The sequence below is a fragment of the Tundrisphaera lichenicola genome (assembly GCF_051175385.1).
Classification (GTDB): domain Bacteria; phylum Planctomycetota; class Planctomycetia; order Isosphaerales; family Isosphaeraceae; genus Tundrisphaera; species Tundrisphaera lichenicola.
The window spans coordinates 24,398-48,773 of sequence record NZ_CP195107.1 but is presented as its reverse complement, the minus strand read 5'-3'; the positions used below and the strand labels follow the sequence as shown (position 1 = coordinate 48,773).

General features: G+C 63.9%; 17 protein-coding genes and 1 pseudogene. All 18 read right to left on the bottom strand.

Annotated elements, in window-relative coordinates:
- Positions 1-276 precede the first annotated feature (276 nt).
- Positions 277-1,341, bottom strand: a complete 1,065-nt coding sequence (locus tag P12x_RS29815; protein WP_435011904.1) for a FemAB family XrtA/PEP-CTERM system-associated protein — start codon at positions 1,339-1,341, stop codon at positions 277-279.
- Positions 1,341-2,510: a glycosyltransferase gene (locus tag P12x_RS29810; protein WP_435011871.1), complete on the bottom strand. Its 1,170-nt coding sequence runs from the start codon at positions 2,508-2,510 to the stop codon at positions 1,341-1,343. The genes P12x_RS29815 and P12x_RS29810 overlap by 1 nt, the downstream gene beginning before the upstream one ends.
- 23 nt (positions 2,511-2,533) lie before the next feature.
- Positions 2,534-3,730: a hypothetical protein gene (locus P12x_RS29805; RefSeq protein WP_435011870.1), complete on the bottom strand. Its 1,197-nt coding sequence runs from the start codon at positions 3,728-3,730 to the stop codon at positions 2,534-2,536.
- Positions 3,714-4,850, bottom strand: a complete 1,137-nt coding sequence (locus P12x_RS29800; RefSeq protein WP_435011869.1) for a glycosyltransferase — start codon at positions 4,848-4,850, stop codon at positions 3,714-3,716. The genes P12x_RS29805 and P12x_RS29800 overlap by 17 nt, the downstream gene beginning before the upstream one ends.
- On the bottom strand, positions 4,847-7,534 hold the full coding sequence (locus P12x_RS29795; RefSeq protein ID WP_435011868.1) for a hypothetical protein: 2,688 nt from the start codon (positions 7,532-7,534) through the stop codon (positions 4,847-4,849). The genes P12x_RS29800 and P12x_RS29795 overlap by 4 nt, the downstream gene beginning before the upstream one ends.
- 285 nt (positions 7,535-7,819) lie before the next feature.
- Positions 7,820-9,715: an asparagine synthase (glutamine-hydrolyzing) gene (asnB, locus tag P12x_RS29790; protein ID WP_435011903.1), complete on the bottom strand. Its 1,896-nt coding sequence runs from the start codon at positions 9,713-9,715 to the stop codon at positions 7,820-7,822.
- Positions 9,716-9,878: 163 nt separating this feature from the next.
- A pseudogene (locus P12x_RS29785) lies at positions 9,879-10,256 on the bottom strand (acyltransferase); the annotation flags it as partial.
- A 208-nt stretch (positions 10,257-10,464) separates the two neighbouring features.
- Positions 10,465-11,358, bottom strand: coding sequence for a glycosyltransferase family 2 protein (locus P12x_RS29780; protein WP_435011867.1), 894 nt, complete (start codon positions 11,356-11,358; stop codon positions 10,465-10,467).
- A gap of 63 nt (positions 11,359-11,421) precedes the next feature.
- The gene (locus P12x_RS29775) at positions 11,422-12,153 is read right to left on the bottom strand and encodes an acyltransferase (protein WP_435011866.1); all 732 of its coding nucleotides are present in this window, start codon (positions 12,151-12,153) and stop codon (positions 11,422-11,424) included.
- A 164-nt stretch (positions 12,154-12,317) separates the two neighbouring features.
- Positions 12,318-13,658, bottom strand: a complete 1,341-nt coding sequence (locus P12x_RS29770; protein ID WP_435011865.1) for an O-antigen ligase family protein — start codon at positions 13,656-13,658, stop codon at positions 12,318-12,320.
- 55 nt (positions 13,659-13,713) lie between these two features.
- The gene (locus P12x_RS29765; protein ID WP_435011864.1) at positions 13,714-15,051 is read right to left on the bottom strand and encodes a polysaccharide pyruvyl transferase family protein; all 1,338 of its coding nucleotides are present in this window, start codon (positions 15,049-15,051) and stop codon (positions 13,714-13,716) included.
- A gap of 29 nt (positions 15,052-15,080) precedes the next feature.
- Positions 15,081-15,797 carry a class I SAM-dependent methyltransferase gene (locus tag P12x_RS29760; protein ID WP_435011863.1) on the bottom strand — a complete coding sequence of 239 codons (717 nt, stop codon included), beginning with the start codon at positions 15,795-15,797 and terminating at the stop codon, positions 15,081-15,083.
- 91 nt (positions 15,798-15,888) lie between these two features.
- Entirely contained in the window at positions 15,889-17,145 is a 1,257-nt protein-coding gene (locus P12x_RS29755) for a DUF4910 domain-containing protein (protein WP_435011862.1), read from the bottom strand.
- 67 nt (positions 17,146-17,212) lie between these two features.
- Positions 17,213-18,532: a methyltransferase domain-containing protein gene (locus P12x_RS29750; RefSeq protein ID WP_435011861.1), complete on the bottom strand. Its 1,320-nt coding sequence runs from the start codon at positions 18,530-18,532 to the stop codon at positions 17,213-17,215.
- A 32-nt stretch (positions 18,533-18,564) separates the two neighbouring features.
- Complete coding sequence (locus tag P12x_RS29745; protein ID WP_435011860.1) at positions 18,565-19,479, bottom strand: glycosyltransferase family 2 protein; 915 nt, start codon at positions 19,477-19,479, stop codon at positions 18,565-18,567.
- 214 nt (positions 19,480-19,693) lie between these two features.
- Entirely contained in the window at positions 19,694-21,013 is a 1,320-nt protein-coding gene (locus P12x_RS29740) for a TIGR03087 family PEP-CTERM/XrtA system glycosyltransferase (RefSeq protein ID WP_435011859.1), read from the bottom strand.
- Positions 21,010-23,190, bottom strand: a complete 2,181-nt coding sequence (locus P12x_RS29735) for a polysaccharide biosynthesis tyrosine autokinase (RefSeq protein ID WP_435011858.1) — start codon at positions 23,188-23,190, stop codon at positions 21,010-21,012. The genes P12x_RS29740 and P12x_RS29735 overlap by 4 nt, the downstream gene beginning before the upstream one ends.
- A 152-nt stretch (positions 23,191-23,342) precedes the next feature.
- Positions 23,343-24,128: a sugar transferase gene (locus P12x_RS29730; RefSeq protein WP_435011857.1), complete on the bottom strand. Its 786-nt coding sequence runs from the start codon at positions 24,126-24,128 to the stop codon at positions 23,343-23,345.
- Positions 24,129-24,376 lie beyond the last annotated feature (248 nt).

Below are 24,376 nucleotides of genomic sequence, written 5' to 3'. Positions count from 1 at the left end.
TGGTGAGGGTGGCGATCATGGGGGCTGATCGGACCGACCGCAGCCGCCGGATCGGTTCGAGCCTGACCTGGCGGAGACCGATCATTGAATTTGCGAGTCCCGCTCGCCGGGGCTGAGCTTCGACGGCAGGGCTCGTCATCGCCCATAGACAGCGCGGTGCTTTCCATGCCCGGGGCACGCGTGGAGATGTCGTATTTCGATACACCCGATCGATCATCAAGCTGGCGAGTCCTACGAGATTGCTCGGAGGATCTGCCTGCGTGCACCGGGAGGAACTCAAGGTATACCGCGTACGATCGGCGGCCCGATCCAACGGGTCAAAGGGACGGGCAACCGCCGCCAGATCCGAATAAGTCGCTCGTACCGCGGGTCTTCGCGGCTGGTATCCGCGACGCCACCGGCATTCAGGAGATATTGCCAGTTGGCCGAGTGCGGCTCGGCTCCCCATTGTTTCTTGAATCGGAAGGTCGGGCTCTCGGGCGAGGACCGGCCGAAGTCGAAGACCGCCTGGCCTCTCTCGATGGCCCTGGCCAACAGCCTGTGATACATCAGCATGTTTGCGCAAGTGTTGTTGAATTTTTTGAGCGAGCTGGCGCTCGGGACCTCGGTGATCCCCCAGCCGTGAAGGAGCATCGCGGCGGCCACGGGGCGAGGCCCAATTCGGACGACGCACAGCTCGGCCTGCCCCGGGAAGGCCCGGAGTGCGCTCGAGAACAAGGACTGACCGAAGACCGGTGTCCCTAGATCGCGCATATTTCGGCTGAAGACGTCGTAGAACTCGGCCAGCCGTTCCTCGCCACCCCAATGGACCGTCAGTCCCGACTTCTCTCCCTTACGGACTTGATTGCGGACGCTCGATCCGAGGGCCTTCCAGAGTCCTTCTGTCGTCGAGGCCAAGGCTAGCTTCATGTTGACCTTATGGCCGGCTCGAGTCATCAGTGCGGGATGATCGACGACCGACTCATGACGCAGTTCGAGCCGGCTGGCCCCGAGTTGCCCGGCTAGTTCGACGGCGCGGTCGATCAGAGAGCCGGCCACTTCGTCGCTTTCGGCGATCGGGCCACCATAGTTCAGATAGGGAAGCCCGACCAAGAAGCGGCCGAAAAGCAGGCTGCGGACGAGGCAAAGCGGCAGGAGGCCGCAGATCTCGTCGCCCGTCGAGGCCTCGATCCAATATGGGGCATGCCTCAGCCCAAGGCCCAAGACTTGAGGCCATGCCGGATGGTAGCTTAACGCAGCCCGATCCCGGCCGCGGACGAATGTTTCCCAGCGATCGAAATGCCCGGCCGGGGGTGCAGCTTGGTAAATGCGTATCACTATATCTTCACGAATTGATGACATCATGAGACGCTCCGCCCGGCCGTGGTAGCCTCGGCAGTCAGCCCGAGCAATTCGTCGTAGACGTCGGCCATGCGCCGCATCCGGGCGCCAAAGTCATGCCTCGATTCGACGGACTCTCGCCCAGCCGAGCCGAGGCGGACTCGCGAGTCCGGGTGGTCCTGGAGCCAACCGATGGCCCTGGCCAAGGCATCCACCGATCCAGGCTCGACGGTCAGGCCATTCTCCCCTTCTCGGATCAGGCGGTGAATCCCCGCGATCCGAGTAGCCACAACAGGAACCCCGATGGCCATCGCCTCAAGGACGACGTTAGGTAGGCCCTCGCGCAGGCTGCTCAGCGCGAAGACATCGATCGCCTCGAAGAGCGGGAGGACGTCCGCCTGGAAGCCCATCAGCCGGACTCGATCGCCAAGGCTCAATTCGCCGATCAAGGCTTCGATTCTGGCGCGTTCGTCCCCTTCGCCGGCCACCAGCAGCGTGAGGTCCCGCCCTGATTCCAGCAGGGCGCCGAGGGCGCGAATCAGTAGGTCGAAACCCTTCTCCGCCGAGAGCCGACCGGCGGCCCCGACGACGAACCGATCGGGTGCGATTCCCAGCCGCCTCTTCGCCTCGGCCTTGTCGGTGCGGCGGGCGAATTGGTCGGTGTCGATGCCGTTCTCGATGAGCATGCATCGATCGGGCGGCACTCCCAGAGACAGGCATCGGGAGAATAGGTCGTCGGAGACGCAGATCACCCGCTCGTAGCGGGGCAGGCAAAGTTGGTCGATCGCGTAATAGAGGGGAGTTCGCCGGGTTCGATGGACCCAACCATGGACAGTTGTGACGAGCCGCATCGGCCAGAATGGCCGCAGGAGCAGGCCGATCAGATTGCTCTTATAGTCATGGCCATGCCAGATTGCGACCCGTTCACGGCGGCAGATCCGCAACATGTGGCCCAGAACGCCCAGGTCCCAGGGACCTCGATCGGGCACTGACACAAGCGTGGCTTCGAGGGCGTCGGCCCTTCTCATGAGCTGATCGAAGCCAGGGTCTCCGGGCGGATTCATGTAGGCGCAAAGCATCCGGTAGCCGGCCGGCCGGAGGAATCGAGGCGAGTTGAGGATCGTCTTCTCGGGTCCGCCGCCAACACCGGTGACCACCCTCGCATCGAGGACCACGGGAAGCTCAGGCATTATTCCTCCTGGATCTCCGAATCTCACGCCCGAATCGTAGACCTCAGGGCTGGCCGAGTCTCGGTCCCCATCACCATTACTTCGAAGTCACTGGCCTTATTGGACCACGACTCCTTGGCAAGGCAGTTGCGGGCGACCCGCTGGTCCTTCGGCAAACCCGTCTCGATCCGATGGCGGACGGCCGCCGCGAAAGCCTTGGGGGTGGCCGCCACGTCCAGGCAGTCAGCCCAGGGGCGCATCGACGGTAGGTCTGCGACGACCGCGGGTAGGCCCGTCGCCAGATACTCCTTGAGTTTCAGCGGTTGCATTGCCCGTGTGACCGGCAGGTCGGCGTAAGGCATGATGAGGACAGACGCCTCTCTCGCCAGCGTCGGCAGTCGATGCAACGGCATTGAAGGCAGGATGGCCAGCCGTTGAAAGGTGCGGAGCCGCGGGTCGGGCTGAGATTCAGGACCGACCAGCAGGACGGTCCCTTTCTTCAGATCGTCGGTCAGTGCAGCGAGGTAATCGACATCAATCCGTCGATCGATCAACCCCCAGAACACGATGAGAGGCCGCTCTAAACCATCGAGCTCCGGCATCGGGCCGCCAAGGCCGCCTTCCTTCCAGAATTCCAGATCGACGCCATGAGTCAGCAACTCGGGCGTCCGTCCGGAGAGTGCCTCGAGGCGATCGCGGAGGACAGGTCCGGCCGCGATCAGGATGTCGGCGCGGCGAGCGAGGACCTCCTCCATCGTCCGCACGGACTTGCCGTCGTGGCCAGGCCACTCCGAGAAGTCGTCGACACAATAGTAGACCCACCGGCCAACCGGCAGGCGGCCGATGAGGTCGGCCATCATCGGGATGGTCGTCAGGGCGATTGGCGGCTCCGGTCGTGATCGGACCCAGCGGTCGAGCTGGCGGCAGAGGAGCTTCGCATTGAGGCGACGGTCGAAATCCGAGCGGAACCAAGGCCACATCTTGGGGCTCAGGACGAGCGGTTTCACCGGTCTCGATCCCGAAGGTCGTGGAGCCCCGCGCCACTGCCGGACCTTTTCGAGTCCGCGGCGTAGGGTCGCCAGGTCTAGCGTCGGGGGCCTCATGCCGATCGTATTCACCCAGCAGACCTCCGAGCGATCGAGGAGGTGACCGACCAGGTGCTGGCAACTCGACGGGTGCCGCCCCCAGTCGTCGGCGAAGACGAGCAACGGAGGGACTCGCAGGTCATCCGGCGCGGCCAAGGGCGGCCTCCTTATAGATCCGTCGGTAGGCCCGGTTCATCCGATCTTCGGAGAACAACGCAACGGCGCGTTCGCGGCCCGACCGGCCCAGGCGATGGCGAAGCTCAGGGTCTACGGCCAGTCGGAGAATCGCGGCGGCTAGCGCGTCGGCATCCTCGGCGGCCGCGAGCAGACCCGTCACGCCGTCGTCGACCACTTCGCAGACGCCTCCAACTCGCGTCGCCACTACGGGCAGGCCTGCGGCCATCCCTTCGATGATCGTCAGGGGGATCCCCTCGCTGATGCTGGTCAGCAGGAGAATGTCGGCGGCCGGCAGCAGCCGAGGTACGTCGGTCCGCATGCCCAGGAGGTGAACTCGACCGCCAAGTCCTCGGCGATCCACTTCTTGCCGGATTGATTCGCGCTCCGGACCGTCGCCGATCAGGCAGAGTTGGACATCGGGACGCCTGGCCGCAACCCTATCTAAGGCGCGGACGGCCGTCGCATGATCCTTCAGACGATCGAGCCGAGCGACCATGAAGATCACCAGGTCATCCAGGCCGAAACCCAACTCGCGACGCGCCGACTCACGCCCCGTGCCTGCGGCGAAAGGAGCGAGGTCGATCCCGTTGTAGATCACCTCGATCCGACCAGCCGGGATGCCCTCGTTGCGGATCAATGCCTCCCGGACGGAACCGCCGACGCCTATCACGCGGTCCCGGCGAGCGAGCAGAAATCGATTGGCGAGCATTCGTTTGCGACGTGGATAGTCCGGGAAGTGCCTGCCATGCTCCGTGAATAAGACCGCGGGGCCCCAACAGAGTCGACGAGCCAGCGCGGCGTAGAAGTAAGGGGTGTACTGATGGGCGTGGACAAGGTCGACCCGCTCGCGACGGATCATCGAGGCAAGGCGGACCGCACAACCACCATCCAGACCGGGCCGGCGGCCGAGCACCTCGACCGAAATACCCTCTGATCTCAGTTCCTCGCCGAGTGTCCCAAGCTCATCGAGACAGGCGAAGACGAAGTGGAACTCGTCTCGCAGCGACCGAGCCATCCGAGCTGCCAGGACCTCGGCGCCGCCGACGTTGAGGGTGTGTAGGACCTGACAGATCGTCGGCCGACGTGTGACATCGTTCATCCCTGGACCGCGGCCTCGCCGCGCCCTCCTTGCCGCCTTGCCGCGAGAAGACGGCGCGGGTTGGCCAGTGCGGTCAGGAGCCGGACAACCCCGCGGGGCGACTTCAAACTCGCGAAGACGCGTCGCTTCTGTGAGACGAAGACGGAGGGTCGGCCGAACCGGCCGGGGAAGGGCGACCGGGGCGCCGTCTCCGGCGGGCGGGCACGGAGGCCAGCGTCGCGAAGCCCCTCAAGCATCACCAACGCAAGAGACCGCGTGACATACCGGGTTGGGAACCGGTCAAGGTCCGACCAGGACCGGTCGGCCAAAGCGTCCGCCTTCTGGAGCATCGCGGCCCGGGCCAACTCATCGACGTGGGCGGAGGCGAGCCGCAGGACGTTGGCCTTGCGCAGGTCCTGCGCCGCCCAGGTCTCGGTGGGATACTCCAGCTTGTCGAGGTGGTCGAGGTAGGGGACCTCGTACTGGACCATCCACCGTGCGTAGTGGACCAGCGCGGCCTGAGCATAGGCGTACGAGTCGTCTAGCTGGCCAGCCTCGGCCTTTAGCCCGAGATAGCGGTCCAACGCGGACAGGAAGACAGTGTAGGACCATCGGCGCTCGGCGTCGATCAGTTCGAGGCTTGCAATATCATCCTCCGGATGGATCACGCGCCGGATCAATTCCTCGACCTTGTCCAGGTAAGACCGCGAGTCGGTGAGGAGCCAGGCGTCGAGAAGAACGTTGATCGAGTTGCCCGCACCGCGACCCGGTCCGTGATAGTCCGGCGAGTAGGTGCTGCTGGCGAACCCGGTGGGACCATCGTCGATCACCCCTAAGATGGTGCGGGAGCCATCATCCATGCCGATGACCCAGTCGGCCAGGCCAACGACGGCCTCCGACCCCAGCGGATCACCGGTCAGGTAATAGTAGTGCAGCAACCCGGTCGCATAGTTGTGCTCGTTGCTGGGACCGCCACCGTACGGTCCCACCCCTGGCGATAGGTTGGCCCGCGAATAGCATCGGTGGGTCGCCGTCGCCGCATCCCGATAGTGATCCGTGTGCCAGAACAAGCCTCCGTTGTAGGAGGCCCGATCCCTCGTCGTCTTGTATGTGTCAATATCAACGACGTGGCGGGCCAGTCCGTCGCCTAGATCGAACCAGCGATCGTCGCCGGTCCGGAGGTAGTGGACCAGGAGGCCGTGGACGACATCGTACTGGTTATTGTAATGGGAGATGATCGGCGGCGTCCCGTCGTAGGATGCCGCCTCGTGATCGGCATATATTTCGCCAAAATTCCTCCAGCCGTATTCGTCGATCGCTTCTCGCTTGGCGAAGAAGCTATTGGGACCTTCGACGACGGCTGTGAAGTACGACTGGCGACGATCATCATGCGGGAGGGACGCCGAGGGCAGATACGGGATCGCCCCCGAGTCGGCGTACCAATCGGGCGTGCCGCGGGCTCGAGCCGGCCGGTGGACCCACTCCAGCGGTTGGATGCCCGATGGCTCGCTCGAACCGAAATGAACCCAGATGGTGTGCGTTTTCTGCTCGCCCCCCTGAAGTTCGAAGAGGTCGCCTATCCGACCGGGGAACAGCCTGACGTGGAGACTCTCCCCCTCCGCCTCGATGGCCTTCGGGAACTCTTCCCAGAACCGAGGGACTGCAACCGTCACGCCGGAATCGCAGCCTCGGACGGTGACGATGGGACTCGCCCTCAGGCCGATGGATTGAGCACCGTCGACGTCGACCCGATATCCACGAATGGTGGGAGTGACTTCCGCTCGGCGGTTCAGGTGATTTCGGCTCTGCCAGCTCTCGCCGCCACTCGATCCTTGCTGGATCGCGAAACGACCCGAGCCGGACGACTTGAGCAAGCCATCCGACTCCTCCGACCAATAGATCGGCCTCGCCCCTGGACCGGCCAGGCCAAGTTGAAGCGAGAGGTCGCGAAAGAGAATCGAGCCCGAATCTCCCAGATCCCACAAGCCGCCCGCATGGCGGGCGCGTCTCTGATTATGGAGGGTTAGGTCCAACCGGACGACGGGCAAGCCGGCGAAGAAGGAGAGGCGTGCTCGAAATCGGAGGCCCTCTCTTCGGTGTCCTAGCCTCCCATCGAATCGCAGGGTTGCCCTTACCGAGCCACTCGACTCCAGCTGCGTCCGCTCGATCTGAGGACGATGTCGACGGCCCCGTCGGTCGGTCAGCAAGATCGCCGATCCTCCCGGCTCCAGCACCGATAGACCATCGATCTCCACCCGCGACCACGGGCGGAGAACGCCGGAGTCGAGCACGAACGTGACGGTCCCCGTCCGGATCAAGACCGATCCGTTCTCCTCGACAATCCGGAACGACGAATCTTCGGCCAGATTGCCAACTTCCTCTTTCCCGGCTCCCCATCGAACCGCATAGGTCGCCGGGCCGGGGGATAGGGGGCCGAGAATGAATTCCAGGAGGATCCATTTGACGCTCCCGTCGGGCCATCGGGCAGTCGGTATCGTCTGTAGCGAGATCGGGCGGCCCGAAGGATCGACGAGGAATACGGGGCGACCCCACGGCAGTAGGCCCCGGGCGAAAGGGATGCCGATCGCGATGGGCTGGCTCGTCGAGGTCGAGATCGACGACTCGACTACCAAGGGCGCGGACATCCGGGAGGCCCAGTGTCCCGATTCTCCGACATCCGCCGTCATGATGGACTGATCGAGCATGGAACTCGCTTGAATTCTTGAGGTTTCGAATCGGCCGGGATGGATAGCAGAAGGGATGACCAGCGATCGTGCGAACGACGCGATCAGCCCGGGCTAACCGACCGGCGATCGTCGCCAATGGTCGTGGCGGCCGCGGCTGGCCACCGAAGAGAGCGTCGCGATGTCCAAGACGACCGGCAGGGCGATCTTGAAGGGACGATCGACGGGCTCATTGCGTCGACGGCTGAAGGCCGCCGAGGACCGTCCAGGCCGGTTAACCGACCAGGGAACAAGCACGACCGCAATTTATCCAAGATGACGATCCGCCCAGCGGGCGAGCACGAGCAAGCTCCACAACACCGAACCCTGGCGACCCGTCCCCGCGAGATGGGACCGGTAGACTCGCCGGGCGACGTCGCGGTCGATCAGCTCACCAACACGGGCGCCACGGTCGAGAACGGCGGCCTCGAACATCGGGCGGAGGGGGCCGCGGAGCCAGTCGTCGATCGGGATTTCGAAGCCACGTTTGGGCCGGTCGAGGATCGCCTCGGGCACCAACCCGCGTGCCACCCGCTTGAGAATCCACTTCGTCTGACCATCGCGAACCTTCCAGCGGGAGGGGACGCGTGCGGCGAGTTCCATCATTTCATGGTCCACCAGAGGCGGCCGGACCTCCAACCCGTGGGCCATGCTCGCCCTGTCAACCTTGACGAGGTAATCGTCGGGCAGCAGGACGGCCACGTCGGCGGCGATCATTCCCCCGAGGGCATCAGACTCCGGGGCCGTAGCGAAGCCCTCGCGGACGGGTCGCCCCGGATCGTAGCCGTTGAGGACCGATCGGAACTCCGCGGCGATCAGCCGGCGTCGGAGCGGCTGCCGGCAGAGGGTCAGCGTGTTCGCGTAGGCCGGGCCGGCGTCGAGGGATAGATTCGTCAGCGCCGTTTTCGCGCGGAGCGGCCGGGGAAGCCAGTCGGCCTTCGGCCAGGTCCTGGCGATCGGACCGAGGACCGACCGGCGGACCCATCGGGGAATCCGGCCCCGAACCGCGGCCTCGCCAAGATCGTGAGCATAGCGTGCGTAGCCCCCGAACGCCTCATCGCCGCCGTCTCCGGAGAGCACAACCTTGACGTGCCGGGCGGCCAGCCGGGAAACGAGATAAGTGGGGATCGCCGACGAGTCGCCGAACGGCTCATCATAAAAATGGGTGAGCTCATCGATTAGCGAGACAGCGTCTGGTGTGACGATCTCCTCCGTGTGCGTCGCGCCGATCCGTTCGGCAACCCGGCGGGCGTCGGGAAGCTCGCTCAATCGCTCGTCGCTAAATCCAATCGAAAAAGTCTGAAGCGGGCCCCGCGAGGCGGCTGCCGCGAGACCAACGACGATGCTCGAGTCGATCCCGCCGCTCAGGAAGGCACCGACTGGAACGTCGGAGATCATGTGCATGCGAGTCGTCTCCTCGAGCTTTGATCGGATCGCCTCCTCCCACTCGTCCGGGCCAAGCCGATCGTCCGGTTCGATCCGGAGCTGCCAATAGCGGTGCGGGGACCCGTCGAGCCGATCATCGTCGGCCTTGACGACCAGGACATGGGCCGGCTTCAGCTTCTCAATGCCCTGGAAGATAGTATGATCGCCGGCGACCATTCCCAGGGCCAGGTACTGTTCGAGAGCATCGGAATCGACCCGGCGCGGGACCTCCGGATAGGCAAGGACCGCCTTGAGTTCGGAGCCGAAGACCAGGAATTCCCGGCCTCGGTAGAAGTAGAGCGGCTTGAGCCCCAGACGGTCGCGGGCCAGGATCAGCTGGCCCCGGCCGGCGTCCCAGAGTGCGAAGGCGAACATGCCCCGCAAGCGTTCGACCAGCCCCGCCCCGAGTTCCTCATAGAGGTGAACGAGAATCTCGGTATCGCTCCGCGTCCGGAAGCGATGCCCTCGCGCCTCAAGTTCCTTCCTGAGGTCCTGATAGTTGTAGATTTCACCGTTGAAGACGACCTGGACCGATCCGTCCTCGTTGCTGATCGGCTGATCGCCGCCAGAAAGGTCGATGATCGACAAGCGTCGATGTGCGAGCCCGATGCCCGAGTCGGACCAGAGCCCCTCCGCGTCCGGCCCGCGGTGCGCGATCGCGCCAGCCATGGCCTTCAGCGATCGCGAATCGACAGGACGATCCCGGTCGGCGTACATGATGCCCGCGATTCCACACATTCGGGAACGCCCCCTGCACTCAGGTCCCGGTTGCCCGCACGACGATTGAATCGACCTCGCCGGATGATGATTGGCGTTCCCCGTCCGAACCGTCTCGGAAGCGGAGAACCCGCGCGGGCGACCCCACGGCGACCGCGTAGTCGGGCAGCGGCCTGGTGACGACGGAGCCCGCCCCGACGACGCAGTGACGACCGACATCGGCGAGTACGACCGATCTGTCCCCGATCCACGAGTCGCGGCCGATGGTGATTCTCGGCCAGGTGCCCGGCTGCTCGCGGATCGGCAAGTCAAGCCGATCGATCCCGTGCTGGCCGCCGCCGTTGATGATTGAAACGTGGGATCCGAGAAGGACATCATCCTCGAGGATCACGTCACCGAGGCCGCAGTATGGACCAACATAGACATCTCGACCGATCTCCGCCGACGGGTGCGACAGGAGGGTACCGAAGCCGATGTAACACCCGGATCCGCATCGGGGAAGGACCAGCCGATAGAAGGCCCTGCGGAGATAGACCCCGGTGAGCCCGGGTATCAGGGCCATCGCCTGCGTCCATCCCAGGAACGCCCGATCGGGGCCGATCGTCCATCCCCCCAGCCGGTAGAGCAGCAGCGACGGGAGTACTAGGCAGGACGCGACCACGTCGACAAGGAACTTGGCGACCGACTTCATGACGCAGTCCGCCTCCCCCGGCGACCGGCGTGGAATCGGCAGTCCGGCAGCAACCGCACGCGTGGCCCCGAGGCGGCGATCAACTCAGGCCGATGCAGCACTTGAGAATCCCCTTGTAGACGGCCGGATTCCAGGGCCAATGGTAGGCGGCGCGGAGGTACCAGCCGGCGGCTCCCCGACGTCGAGCGGCGAGGGCGTGCCAGGCGGTGAGCTCGCATGAATTGGCGATGGCGCGGCGGATCACGGAGGTCGGGAGCCGAACCCCTCGAGCGGTGGCTCGGATCCGGCGGATGACAGCCTCGCGCTCTCCCGCCCGCGTCTCCAGATCGTTGCTCATCTGGTTCGAGTGCCAGCGATAGTGAGTCAGCGGCTCCCGGCAGAGCTTCACGAGGCCGCCCTCGGCGGAGTACCGGAGCCAGAGGTCCCAGTCCTGGACCCCTCGATGCTCCACCGAGAAGCCACCGAGTCGATCGAACCAGCCCTTGCGGATCAGGACGCTCGAAAGAGTGATGAAGTTGCCGAGCAGGAGCGGCTTGAACACGTCCCCTTCCCAGAGGGTCACGGAATCCGACTGTCGCTCCGCTACGTGCTGGATATCGCCGAAATTGAGCCGATCTGTGTAGATCAGGCCCGTCGAATCGTCCGCGAGTTGAAGTTGCCTGGAGAGCTTATCCGGGCTCCAGATGTCGTCGGCGTCGAGGAAGGCGAGCCATTCGCCTCGGGCCAGCGAGGCTCCGAGGTTCCTTGCCCGATAGGGCCCGCCCCTGTCTTGACGTACCTTGAGGATCACGTCGCCGAATCGATCGAGCGCTTCCCACGTGTCGTCGGTCGACCCGTCGTCGATCACGATGATTTCCGGCTCGACATCCCGCGAGGCCAAGGCTGAGGAGACGGCCTCGACGACGTACTTCGCGGAGTTGTAGGCAGGAATGATCACGCTCACGGTGACTTGCCTGCGGTCGTGATCGTTCATCTCGATCGATCTCCACGCTCAAAGCCCGCCCGTCGGGAGCGTCGCGACGGGGGATGGGCCGGCTCAAGACCACGTTACATCCCTTCGGATGACGCGAGCCGGCACACCGCCAACAAGCGAATTTCTCGGGACATCCCTCGTCACCACCGCACCCGCGGCGACGACCGATCCGGCACCGACTCGCACGCCCTTGAGGATGACCGCGTTCAGGCCGATCCAGACGTCGTCCTCGATGATCACAGGTGCGCTGATTTCGCCGGCGCCATCGATGGAATGGTTGTCGCTGTCGCGGATCGTGACATTCTTGGAGATGGCCACGCGGTTCCCAATCGTGATCGACTTGAAACAATCAATCGTCACGCCATTGTTGATGTATCCGCTTCCCAAGGTCAGGGCGGCGCCACCGGAGACGGAGATGTGAAAGCCGGTGTAGATGGAGAACTCGCCGTCGACCGAGAGCCTGGCGTCACGCTGGAGGTTCAGCTCCGAGGGTAGGTACCTCAACCCGTCCCAGCGAGTCCCGAGTTCCAGCCTTCCCGCCCCCGAGATCGAGGCCGCCCTCGAGGCATGAACGTGGACCTTCGGGAAGACGATCACGCAATCGCACCACTTCCAGACGGCGAGGATCGCCGTCTTGGCCGGATCGGCGTGAATCCCGCGCCGGATCCACTTCAGACGCCGCCGGAGTCTCTCGCCCCGATGCTCCGCCGGCATCTCGCGGCCCGTACCGGCCTCGCCGGGACCATGGTCCGGCCTTCGGCCGCAGCAAAGGACATCGGCAGGGGGATCGACCATCGTCACCAACTCCCCGATCCTGAGACTCGATCAACGGCTTGCTTGACGTCCATCTCATCGGATAACGCGGGCGGGCCGGGTTGGGGATTTGCCGCTCGAGTGAACACGGCGGGTCATCACGTCACCGGCTCGAATCGCCGGAGATCGGGGCCGCGGCTAGGTCCCTATCCGGAAGTCGTTCGACGATATTGGGCTTCAGAGCCAGCGTAACTCGGCGAACCAATCGTGGCGGTCGAGGCCGAGGCGACATCCGCAGCGACCATCGTGCATTGATTCGCGACCGCGAGCGTCAGGCCGAGGATGAGATACGGGACCTCGATCAGGGCTCCGCTGTTGAATTGGCTGGCGAGCCAGTATCCGGGGATTGTCGCGAGGCCAGCGAGCCCGATGATCCGGTGTACATTCCGTGTCTCCGGGCGGACCACCGCCTTCCTCAGAGGGAGTAGTGGCAGGAAGAATAGACCGAAATAAGCGAGCATGGCCGGGATGCCGCACCCGGTGGCGATCTCCAGTGTCAGATTATGGAGCGCCTTGTTCGGCAACAGCAGCACATCCTGACCGAAGTGGTAGTAGGCCGGAACGATCCATTCCCCGGCCCAGGGCCCGACGCCCAACAGCGGATAGTCGAAGGTGATGCGCGCTCCCGCGTCCCACAGATAGAAGCGGCTCTCGGCGGACGTATCCCGCTCGGCCTCGAACGACGACATGAATTCCTTCACCACCGATGGCCCGGCAATCGCCAGCGCGAGGGCTGCGGCAATCCCGACCCTCATCATCGCCGAGTGGGTCTTCGGAAGGTACCAGCAGAAGATCGCCGCCGAGAGCAACAGCCCGATCATGCAGCCGCGAGACTCGAGGATATAGATCGCGTGAATGCAGAGGAGCGAGACGGCGAGGGCTGCGAGCGATCTCGGAATCCGCTGCTCAAGCACGCCGACGGCGACCCCCAGAATAGCCACCACCATGAGCACGAATGCGTAGCCATTTGCATTCATGAACGCGTACTCGTTCCCCGGCAAGTTGACGAGCGAGTAACCGCGGCTCAAAAAGTCGGCGTTCAGATACCATGCGTTCCAGCCCACGCCCGCCAGGATGACCCAGGCGGCGATCATTGCCTTCCGCTCGTCATCGATGAGCTTAATGCCAACGTAGAGCATCAGGAAGATTTTCCCCATCGTGCTGATATAGAACGACGAGGCTTCCGGTTTGATCGACTGAAACGAGCTCACGAAGCAGAGGAGGAGGAACCCCAAGCCGCAAAGGGCGGCCTGGCGGGCCTTTCCGACCAGCCGTTGACCCTTGAAACCCGAGAGGGTGTAACTCGTCAGGGTGGCGACGCTGATGTACTTCTGAAATGCAAAGTCGGGGTCGGGCAGCGTATAACGCCACGACCACTGAGGGCATAATGAGACGAACGCGAGGTACCCGGCGACCCCGTAGAAGGGGCGGTAGAACGCACCGATACAACTCGCCGCGAAGAGAGCATAGACAAAGATGACTGCCATGGGGCTCGTCCGGTGGTCCGAGGCATGAGGAGGATGGATCGATGCCCGCGTCGCCTCAGGGGGCGCTCAGGCAGGGAGCGGTCTCGCAAGCCTCACCGAAGAGCTTCTCGTGCTGTGCCGAGAGGGCCGCCCGGTACGATTCCCTTCGCGATTCGATCCGATCGCGGATCTCTTCGTAAGCGCCCCGGGTCGTTTCGACTCGGGAGATCAGCCACGAGACTTCGAATCCGCCGATGTCGGACACGAAATCACCAAGGCCCATGTCGGCCATTAATTCGTCGGTCTTCGGATTGTAGGAGAGGCCGATCACGGGCCGTCCCATGGCCAGCGAGATGACGATCCCGTGGAAACGGCTGGCAACGACGAGGTCTGTCTGATCGATCGCAGCCAGCAAATCATCGATCGTCGCGACCCTCGGGCATGTCACCGAGTCGAGACCGGACATCGGCAAGGCCTCGGCGATCAAGGCACGTACGTCCGAAATCACCGGCGGGTCGGCCTTCACCTGGGTCGGGAAGAGGACGATCCGATAGCCCGAATTGATCAGCCGGACCGCGAAGGTTGCGAGCTTCCGCACGTAGTCCCGATACATGTCCTGGCCGTCCTCGGCCCAATAACGAGGGTCGTGGAATGGGAGTGGGTTGATCCCCACAACCCGAACCCCGTCACGCCCGGCCAAGACGTCCCCCGTGGTCTCGATCTCATGGACGAGGTCCGGAGTGACATGGTTCGGGCCGATTACCCCGAGCGCCTCGATCAACCCCTTCGATCCCTCATCCCGGAAGGAGCGATAGCTCGCCAGCGACAGCGCCCATCGGAAAAACCGCTTGCTCAGGAACGAGTCGATGGGACCGGCCCCTACGCTGAGGAAGGCGACGCGACCGCCGCGGGCCCTGGCCATCAAGACCCACTTGAAGATAGTAAACGGATATCCCCAGACCCCCTCGAAATAATCTCCCAGCTGGCCTCCCCCGGCCACGACCAGAAGGTCTATCTCCTTCAAGTGCCGACTCGACCTAGCGAGGAACCCCATCTCGGCGACTCCGTCGGCGACCGCTCGGGCAGCGTCGCGAAGCCGTCTCAGGGGGGAGACGATCAGGGGGACCGCCTTGAGACGGTTGAGGACATCTTGCTTCCAGTCCTGGCCGGCTTCGCCGGACGGCGCGGACTGTTGGTCGGTAGCCGGCACCACAGGGGCGTGGCCCGCCGTCCGCCTCAGGGGGAAGGCGGGGACCCCGTGACGCTCCAGCGTATCGGCCGGGTTCATCGTCAGTGCCCGGATTTCGGCGAGCGGCTCGTGCAAGCGGACCTGGCGGATCACGGCCGCGAGCGTGGCCTCGTCCCCCAGGTTTCCGCGTCCGACGTGCCCGAGAACGGCGATTCGCTTCGGCATAGACTTGCCCCTCGTGCGAGATTCGTCGATCACTTCTTGCGGGCCAGCGCGACCTGGGTCCAACCGAAGCCGGCCCATTCTTTCATCGACTCCAAACGGCGGGGCGTCATGATGGCCTCCAGCAGGCGGCCCAGCCTCGGGGAATTCACCACCCAGAGAATGCCGCGATTTCCCAGGGGAACGGCCGTCGTCCGCTTCAGCACCCGGAATCGCCGGCGCAGCAGGCCATTCAGCTCCCGGGGCGTCAGCCAGTGCTCGAGATGTCCCGGCGGTTGTTCCGGCCACTCCGCCCGGCGGTGCACGAACGGGTTGGGCGTCGTCAGGATCAGATAGCCGCCGGGCCGGAGCGCCCAGGCCGCCCGTTCCAGATACTCGACCTGGTCCGGTACATGCGCGATCACCTCCTGCGAGACGACCACGTCGAATTGACCCTCAGCCAGTTCCATGTCGAGTACGTCGCCGGCGTAGAAGGTCGCCTGCGGATACTCCTGCCTCGCCCGATCGATCGCCTCCTCGGAAAGGTCGATTCCCGTCGTGGGGCCGAACTGGGCCAGCTCGCCTGAGAGCCATCCCATGCCGCATCCCAGGTCAAGAATTCGAGGCCGATCCAGGCCGAGACCCAAGAGATATCCCACGATCTTCTCGCCCCGACGCAACGCGCGGTCGTGCGGATATCCGGGGCGCGTGTTCCAGAATTTCCAATAACCCTTCTGAACCTCGATCGACGGCTCGGCTGACGCGATCATCTATGGCTCCCGTTCTGTGGTTGGTGCGGCGACGCCACCGAGGAAACTTCCTCGAGCAGGCCGTGACTCTCGAGGGCGTCGGCGGCCGCCCTCAGCGCCCCGAAGGAGATCCCTGACCCAGCAGCGAATGCGCGCCATCGGACAGGTTGAGGACCCAGAGCATGGACAGCTCGCCCGGCCCGCCGCTGATCCGATAGAGTCCCCGACGGCCGAGCTGCGGCTCGCACTTCGGGTTGGTGTTGAGGTAGGTCCGGTTCCCCTCCAGGACGGCGATCGCCTCCAGGCACCAGGAAAGCGAGTCGCCGAGGGATAGGGCCTGGACGAACTCGAGGTCGTCCGCCGACGTGTGGTATTCGGGGAAGCGGCCGTGCCTGGTCCTCGACAGGACCCCCACGGGCATGTTGAACCCCGGCGAGCAGTATTGTCGCTCGTCGTACCCGAACGGATAGAAGTCGACCACCTCGTGAGGCCGGCCCGATCGGCCGAGCACGTGCTGGAACGCGCGGTCGATCTCGGTGTCGCCGCGACGGCTTTTCTTGTACGTGGGATCCCCGGGATCGCCCAGGCAGGTGAGGACCAGACCATGCTTGATGCTGGCGACTCGCCCCTCGTTGCGACTCAGCCAGGTGATCGATCCGATTGTCGCCGGGATAAAGATGAAGCGAAACGAGTAGCGGAGCCGCTTCCGCAGCAGGTGCCTCGCCAGGAAGGTCGCCACGCCGATCCCCGAGAGGTTGTCGTTGCAGAGCGAGGGGTGGCAAGTATGACAGGAGATCAGGAACTCGTCGCCTTGCTCGCCGGGCAAGTAGCACTCGCCATAGGTCAGGTGCCCGTCCTCCAGGGACGAGTCGATGCAGATCTCGTACTCGCCCTCTTCCAGCTCCTCAAGGCGACGATGGCTCAGGCAGAATCCCCAGTTCTCCTGGTAGTAGCTGGCGCGGTGGGGGATCCAGTCCGGATGCTCGGGGATCGTATGAAGGTGCGGCCTCAGGTCGGCAAGCGTCATACGTGCCCGGATCGGAACGCTGTAGCTGACCACGTGGAGGTTCGATTCCCGAAAGTCGATGACCCGCCGGCCCGTCTCATCCTTGACGTACGCATCGCGGATGTTCCATTCCTTGGGCACCGCCCAGTCAAATACCCGCGTCCCTGTGGGTACCTCGTGCAACTCCAGGGGGATCAGCTCCCCAATCCGGCCGAGCGTCCGACGTACTCCGTCCCCGGTCAAGCTCCGGCAGATCGGATAAAGTTGGGTGATCAGCTCGTGAATATCACGCCCTAGGGCGTCCGCCTCGGCCGATGAAATCGGCCCGATCGGGCCGCCCTGGTCGCAGTGAGTCTTCAGCATGACAGCTCCGGAGAGAGGCCAGGGCCGCTCATTGAGGGGACCCCCGACGGCGGCATCCCGCCGGGGATCAGGGGTAGACGCGGACCTCGGGGATCGGGATCACGAACTGCCCCCCCCAGTCGCGAATGTATGAGACCTGTGCCATGATCTCGTCCTTCACGTTCCAGGGGAGGATCAGCACGTAATCCGGCCGGGTTTCCCTGATCGTGTCGGGGTGGAGGATCGGGATGTGAGTCCCCGGCAGGAACTTCCCCTGCTTGTGCGGGCTCCGATCGACGGTGTAGTCAAGGAAGTCCGTCCGGATCCCGCAATAATTCAAGAGGGTGTTACCCTTGCCCGGCGCGCCGTAGCCGACGACCGTCTTGCCTGCCCGCCTGGCCTCGATCAGGAAGCTCAGCAGCTTTCGCTTGGTCTCCTTAACCTGCTCGCCGAAGCAGGCGTAGCTCTCCAGGCGATTGAAACCGGAGGCCGACTCGCGTCCGAGGAGTGCACCAACCCGCTCGTCGATCGGCCGAGTAGCGTCCTCGGCATGGCGGGCGTAGATCCGGAGCGAGCCGCCGTGCGTGGGCAGCTCCTCGACATCGAAGACCGTCAGGCCGTGAGCCGCCAGGATCCGGACTGTCGTGGCGAAAGAGAAGTAGCAGAAATGCTCGTGATAGATCGTGTCGAACTGGTTCTCCGCCATGAGCTTCATCAGGTGCGGGAATTCCAGGGTGATGATGCCTTCGGGCCGGAGCGCGATCCGCAGGCCCTCGACGAAGTCATTGAGATCCGGGACCTGGGCCAGGACGTTGTTGCCGATCAGTAGATCGGCGCCGCGGCCGTCGGCCACCATCTCGCGGGCCGTTTGCTCCCCGAAGAACTTCACCAGTGATGGAACGCCGAGCTTCCTGGCCACCTCGGCCACGTTCGCAGCCGGCTCGACGCCGAGCACCGGTATGCCCCTGGCCACGAAATGCTGGAGCAGATATCCGTCGTTACTGGCGACCTCGACGACGCGATGACGTCGGTCCAGGCCGAATCGTTCGATCATCCGCCCGGCGTACACTCGGGCGTGCTCGACCCAGCTATCCGAGTAGGACGAGAAGTAAGCATAATCGCCGAAGATGTGCTCGGCGGTGACGTATGCTTCCAGTTGGACCAGGAAGCATTCCCCGCAGACGTGGACGCGCAGGGGATAGAACGGCTCCATCTCGTTTAGCCGATCTTGGCTGACGTAGCTCTCGCAGAGCGGGGACATCCCCAGGTCCACGAGCGTGTGGTGCAGCGGCGTTCCGCAGAATCGGCAAGGAGGATTCGAATTCATGGATGCGGTCTCGGTCTGGGCCAGGTCCTCCGCCGCCGGCGTGGTCGGGTAGGCGATCGGGATGATATGGATAGGACTCATGGGGTGCCCTCGGATCGGCCCCCCTCGCGGGTTCAGGCCACGCCACCCCGCTTGATCGGAGCGTGTGCGATCGCCCCCGCCCAGAGCTCCCGCACCAACGTCCTCCGCTCCCAGCGAACTTCGCGGAGGAGCGTCCGCATCAGCGAGAGCTTCTGACGGACGGGAAGCCCTGATCGGGCGATCGTGCGGAGGTGATCGATTCTCAGGCTCCACCGCGGCAGCGACACCTCGGAATCGGTGCCCGTCCACCAGCGAACCAGCCACTTGGGGTCAGGGTTCATACCGAGGGACTCGTGCTGGCTCGTCGATCCGGGGTGGATACGCCGCTCGAAGAGCACCTCGGGAATCTCGTGAAACTTGCCAAGCAGGCTCAATTCCCCGAGGACGCGGTAGTCGCCGCCGCTATAAGACGGCATGAGCCGGCTCTTGCGGAGGGCCTCGGTTCGCACCAGACCGACGACCGCGTTCATCCAGTGGCTCGACGAGATGACAGAGTTCAGCCGCTCGCTCGCCGCTGGCGATCGCAGATCCCAACCGGGATCGTCGATGTCGAGGGGCTTGCCCTCCGAATCAATGAACTGAGTTTTGGGATAGGCGAGCACTACCGACGGATCGCGGTCGAGCACCTCGACGCAGCGGGCCAGGTAGTCCGGCCGGCAGACATCGTCGGCCGCCGCCCACTTGAAGTACTCGCCCCGGGCCAGGGCGACGACATGATTGTGATTGCCGGCCAGGCCCAGATTCTTCGCGTTGCGATGGTAGCGGATACGAACGTCTCGCTCCGCATACGACCGAGCGATCTCCCCGGTCCGATCCGTCGAGGCGTTGTCCGAAATGATCAGCTCGAAATCCCTGTAGGTCTGCGCCAGGAACGATTCGAGCGTCAATTCGAAGAACTCTTCGCCATTGTAGACGGTCAGGCCGATGCTAACTCGGGGGCTGTCCATCAGTCGCTAGCTCCCCAGATTATGGTTGCCAAAAATAACGGACCTGACATCCCGACAGGTCCGTGGGAGGAACAACTTTCGGTAAGGCTAGAGTTTCCGGACGTCCAGGAGCTTCCATCCCTTCCATCGCTTGATGATCGAATCCAGAGGTCAGGGGTGTGACCCGGACCCGATCTTGAATCCCCAACCGGAGCCGAAGGCTGGACTTCGAGGATCAGTTCCGCAACTGAAAGCACGGATCATCCATTCCAAGGGCCTGCCGTTCGGAGACGAGCGGCCGACCCGCCTCGAGGGCTCGCGCCGGCAGCCCGAGCAGACGGGCGAACGGCTCAAGACATCGATCCCATTGATGGTTTTCTTCGATATAACGTCGCCCCGACTCGCCAAGTCGGCGCCGGAGATCCGGCGTTTCGAGCAAGTGCGTGACGACATTCGACCAGTCCTCGGGCGTCGAGGCGACGAGGAGATGGACCCCGGAGTCGACGTTCAGTCCCTCCAGAGCTTGAGGCGAAGCGACGACTGCCTTGCCCATCGCCAGGGCCTCCAGCACCTTATTCTGCACCCCTCGGGCGATCCGGAGTGGGGCGAGAACCACGGCGGCCCCGGCCAGATACGGCCGGACATCCGGTACTTCACCAACCACATCCACTCCCTCCAGCCGGGCCAGACCTCGCACCACGGGGCTGGGACGTCGCCCTACGAGAGCCAGCCGTACTCCGGGCGATCGGTCGAGGATTCCGGGCCAGGCTTCCCGGCAGAACCAGCAGGCACCATCCACGTTGGGTCGGTAGTCAAATGCCCCGACGAACACGCAGCCGCTCTCGGCCTCGGGAGGATCGGGCCGGAAGTATGATTGGTCGACCCCGTTGGGGATCGCATGAACCGGGCCGTCCGGGCGGAAGCGACGATAGATGTCGGCCTCGGCCTCGGTGACCAGAGTTAAAGCGGACATCGAGTCGGAGAGCCCGGCCTCCAACCGCCGCATCCGACTCCCTTCGATCCCGTAGAGCCAGGACCGGGGACCGCGGGTTGTCGCGGCATAGTCGAGCCACTTCTGGCTGTCGACGTCCATCAGGTCGACGACGGCGGGTATCTCGCGGAGTTCTTCGATCCGCAGGTACTGGGCCACGCCCGAAGAAGAGGCCAGGGCCGCTGTGAACCGCGTTTCCCCGGCCCATAGCCGGAGGATACGACGGAGGCTGGGGTTACCGAACGCGCCCTCGGTCGCGGTCCCCCCAAAGACCAGCGAGGCCATCGTCCTCGCCCCGCGAGTCACCCGCCCCAGTCGGACTACCGCAATCCGCTCGCAGTATCTACGGAGCGAATCGACTGCTGCGTCATCGGGTTCCTCGTCGGCCAGACATGCCAGGTGGACCGCGGCGCGACTCGAGAGGGAACGAAGCACATGGAAGGTCCGGATCCGGTCGCCCTTGTCGGGAGGATAGGGGAGCCGGTGGGCCACGTAGAGAATCTCCGGACGGCTCGCCACGCCCGGGCCTTCGTCCGGATTCTTTGCCGAGCTGCCGACCGTCATTCGACCTCCGGTCGCGAGGCCGACGCTATGCGACCCCTGTGATAGTTGTAACTGCCGCTATATTTCGGCCCGCGAACGGCAGCCACCACAACGCCGAAGGTCGGGATCCCGAGTTCCTGGAGGCGTTCATGAGCGGCGAAGACCTGGGGCAGCGTGCTCACCCCCTTGAAGACCGCGTGGACGTAGGCGTCCGTCTGCTTCGCGATCAGCGCCGCGTCGACGATAGGGAGGATGGGAGGCGTATCGACCACGATGAAGTCGAACTGATCTTCGAGCCGATCGAGCAAGACGCGTAATTTGTTCTGGGACAGCGCCTGAAGGGCCCATTCGTCGCAGAGGCCGGCGGTGATGACCCAGAGATTCGGGTACGCCGACGGATGGATTGCCATCCCGACCTCGGTCTCGCCGCGGAGCACCTCGCCCAGGCCGGGTCTGGGCGGCAGGTCGAAGATTCCGTGGATGTCCGGACATCGTAGATCACCATCGATCAGCAGCGTCTTCCGGCCGGCTCGGGCCATGCTCGTCGCGAGGTGACAGGCCAACGAGGTTTTCCCCTCGCCACTCACTGCGCTTGTGACGACCAGAGAGCGAATAGGAAGGGTGGAGGAGGAATTGAGGAGGTTCGTACGGAGGTTGTCCACCGCCTCGATCAACTCGCCATGCCACTGGGGTGGCCCTTCAGCGTTGGCCCCGGACTCAACCGTGGAACTCCTCTTCGGTAGCGGCGGAATCGTGCCGATCAGTCGGAGGCCCAGGCCATGAACCACTTCATCCACCGACTGGACACGACGAGCCAAGAAATCCACGCAAGATAATCCACCCACCACGAGCGCTAACGTGGCCACTCCGGCCATCGCGGCCGTCCGCAGCCTATTATCGGCCGAGAGGTAGGGCTTGTCCGCCGGCTCGATCAGTCGGACTCGGGATGGCGCATCCAACTCGACCTTCAGCGCCTCGACTTCATTACCGATTCGCTTCGTGGACGCCTCTGCGATAGCGATCTCGGACTGCAGCGTTTCCAAGCTCATGGAACTCTGGTTGATCTGCCCCGCCTCATTGGAGAGGCTCTTCAGATCGGCCTCGGCGAGACGCTCCATCTGCTTGAGTATCTTGATCTGGTTCTCCAGAGCCGTCGCACTCGACGGGGGACTTTCCCCCTCGTTTTCCCGGACCTCCTTCGTTCGGGCGAGCCTGATGGCGGACTCCCTGTCGCGCATCTGACGAGTCAGGCCCTTCAATTCCTCCTGCGGACGCCGGATCGACGGGTCATCTTGATTGCGCGACAGCCGACTGGCGGAGTTGAGGGTCGCGTTAAGGCGACGAATCCGGCTCTGGCATTCGAGGATGACTGGGTCATTCCGGATGGCCTCCTCGACAACCAGATCGTTCAAATCGGTCTCGACGGGATTCGTGCTGCCGGACTCCTTCGCGACCGAAAGCTCGATCTCGGCCTGCCGGAGGTCCATCCGGATACGCGTCAGCTCTCGCTCCATGACGGATCGATTCTCGAGGGCGAGCGCGTGAGTCAACCGTACATTCGACTGATCCGCGGAACCAAGATTGCGCGCCAACGTCTCGAACTCCAAGCGCTTTTCCTTGAGTCGCTCCGAGTAGTCTTTGTAAATTTCCTGCAGCTGGACGAAGTGTTTCCGCCGGTCCTTGGCCTCGACGTTGACGACCTCGACGAGGTATGAATCGGCCACAGCATTCACGAGAGTCGCCAGGCCTTCCGGCCCATTGCCGACCATCGATATATTCAAAACTTCGCCCGTATATTCGGCGTGGATCTCTCGCTCCAGCCAGGCGATCGGGTCGCCCTGCCGCGAGGCCTGATGGACGATATCTAGTTTCGCGACCTCCGGATCGCTCAGGACCGCCGTCAGGACGGAGCGACCTTTCAGGAGTCGCAATTGCGTCTGTTTATAGATATCGAAGTTGCTGCGGATTTCCTGGGTTGGGAAGATGATGCTCGGCTGGCTGGACGCGACGTGCAGCATCGCCTTGGCGATATGACGGGAGGGGGGCAGGGTGCGCCAGACCACGGCGGCTGCGACGGTGGCGGCCAGGACGCCCAGAATCGTCGCAGGGACCCATCGCCTCTTCAGCGAACCGAGCAGAGCGGTCGCATTCGGGGTGGCATTCAGGATGGCCGGTCGCGGACCCCGCGCCGGGGCCATGACGGACGTCAGGCCCGACGGGAGTCTTGATGGCGACGGGCCTATCGGCAGCGCGGAGCCTACCGGCAAATCGTGCATTACCGGATCCCTACTCTCGGTGATCTATGGCCAGGCAACTCACGACGGGCGACTCCCGCCCCGTCGGTACAGGCTCAGTCGCCCAAGGCCAGTCGCCGTTCGGCATCGAAGGAGGAGACCCATGCCGATGGGACCTCCGATTCGTCCCGACTGACGCTCGATGGTGCCCACCCGCGAGCCGATGAGGTGAGACGATGGTAGTGCTCTTCGATCTGCGGACCGGATGGTATTCCGAAGAGGCGGCATGAGACCCGGGTGGGAAGGCCAACGACCTTGGTCGCCGTGCTCATCAAGATCCGGAGATCGAGCCAGGGGCCCTGGTTCTGAAGGTAATAGAGGTCGCATGCCAGCTTGCGATGGACCTCGGAGACGTCGGTATCGGGGGGGAGCTGGACCTGCGCGAGTCCGGTTACGCCCGGCAAGATCCGCTCACGATCCCGATAGAAAGGGATCGACTTCTCGAGCTCTCGCACGAACTCCGGCCGCTCCGGCCGCGGTCCGATGAGGCTCATCTCTCCGCGGAGCACGTTGAACAGCTGGGGCAATTCGTCGATATGACTTCGACGGAGGAATTTGCCCAATCGCGTCAAACGCGGATCGCCGGGGGTAGACCAGAGTGGACCGGTGGTCCGCTCGCAGTCGACATACATGCTCCGAATCTTGTAGATCGTAAATTCACGCCCTGAACGGCTGTGACGGATCTGACGGTAGATCGCCGGGCCGCGAGAAGTGAGCCGGGTCAAGATCCCCGCCGTGATCAGGATGGGAAATGTTAGCAGAAGGAGTACCCCGGCTAAAAGGTAATCCGCGACGGCCTTCGCCGACGTATACCAGTCTTCCCGGCTCAAGGGACCCTTCATCGAATCTCGATCCCCCGAATAGTCCCTCGCTCGCTCCGAGCGTGGCGGGATGACGGATGCACCCGTCACTTTCGGCATCGACGAAATTCCGAGGACGTTGCTGGCGTGTGATTCGGTCACCGGTTCTACCTCCTCCCCGGCACCGCAGTCCGCGACAAGAGCGACCTATGCAGCCAGGAATTTCACTGAATAGAAAATAGCAACCTTTTGAATCGCGCAATCAGGCCTGGACGCCTCTGACGGCGCAC

Excerpts from the sequence above, each read along its gene's own strand:
- P12x_RS29815 (WP_435011904.1), bottom strand. The coding sequence starts at position 1,341 with ATGTCATCAATTCGTGAAGATATAGTGATACGCATTTACCAAGCTGCA.
- P12x_RS29810 (WP_435011871.1), bottom strand. The coding sequence starts at position 2,510 with ATGCCTGAGCTTCCCGTGGTCCTCGATGCGAGGGTGGTCACCGGTGTT.
- P12x_RS29800 (WP_435011869.1), bottom strand. The coding sequence starts at position 4,850 with ATGAACGATGTCACACGTCGGCCGACGATCTGTCAGGTCCTACACACC.
- P12x_RS29795 (WP_435011868.1), bottom strand. The coding sequence starts at position 7,534 with ATGCTCGATCAGTCCATCATGACGGCGGATGTCGGAGAATCGGGACAC.
- asnB (WP_435011903.1), bottom strand. The coding sequence starts at position 9,715 with ATGTGTGGAATCGCGGGCATCATGTACGCCGACCGGGATCGTCCTGTC.
- P12x_RS29780 (WP_435011867.1), bottom strand. The coding sequence starts at position 11,358 with ATGAACGATCACGACCGCAGGCAAGTCACCGTGAGCGTGATCATTCCT.
- P12x_RS29775 (WP_435011866.1), bottom strand. The coding sequence starts at position 12,153 with ATGGTCGATCCCCCTGCCGATGTCCTTTGCTGCGGCCGAAGGCCGGAC.
- P12x_RS29770 (WP_435011865.1), bottom strand. The coding sequence starts at position 13,658 with ATGGCAGTCATCTTTGTCTATGCTCTCTTCGCGGCGAGTTGTATCGGT.
- P12x_RS29765 (WP_435011864.1), bottom strand. The coding sequence starts at position 15,051 with ATGCCGAAGCGAATCGCCGTTCTCGGGCACGTCGGACGCGGAAACCTG.
- P12x_RS29760 (WP_435011863.1), bottom strand. The coding sequence starts at position 15,797 with ATGATCGCGTCAGCCGAGCCGTCGATCGAGGTTCAGAAGGGTTATTGG.
- P12x_RS29755 (WP_435011862.1), bottom strand. The coding sequence starts at position 17,145 with ATGCTGAAGACTCACTGCGACCAGGGCGGCCCGATCGGGCCGATTTCA.
- P12x_RS29750 (WP_435011861.1), bottom strand. The coding sequence starts at position 18,532 with ATGAGTCCTATCCATATCATCCCGATCGCCTACCCGACCACGCCGGCG.
- P12x_RS29745 (WP_435011860.1), bottom strand. The coding sequence starts at position 19,479 with ATGGACAGCCCCCGAGTTAGCATCGGCCTGACCGTCTACAATGGCGAA.
- P12x_RS29740 (WP_435011859.1), bottom strand. The coding sequence starts at position 21,013 with ATGACGGTCGGCAGCTCGGCAAAGAATCCGGACGAAGGCCCGGGCGTG.
- P12x_RS29735 (WP_435011858.1), bottom strand. The coding sequence starts at position 23,190 with ATGGCCCCGGCGCGGGGTCCGCGACCGGCCATCCTGAATGCCACCCCG.
- P12x_RS29730 (WP_435011857.1), bottom strand. The coding sequence starts at position 24,128 with ATGAAGGGTCCCTTGAGCCGGGAAGACTGGTATACGTCGGCGAAGGCC.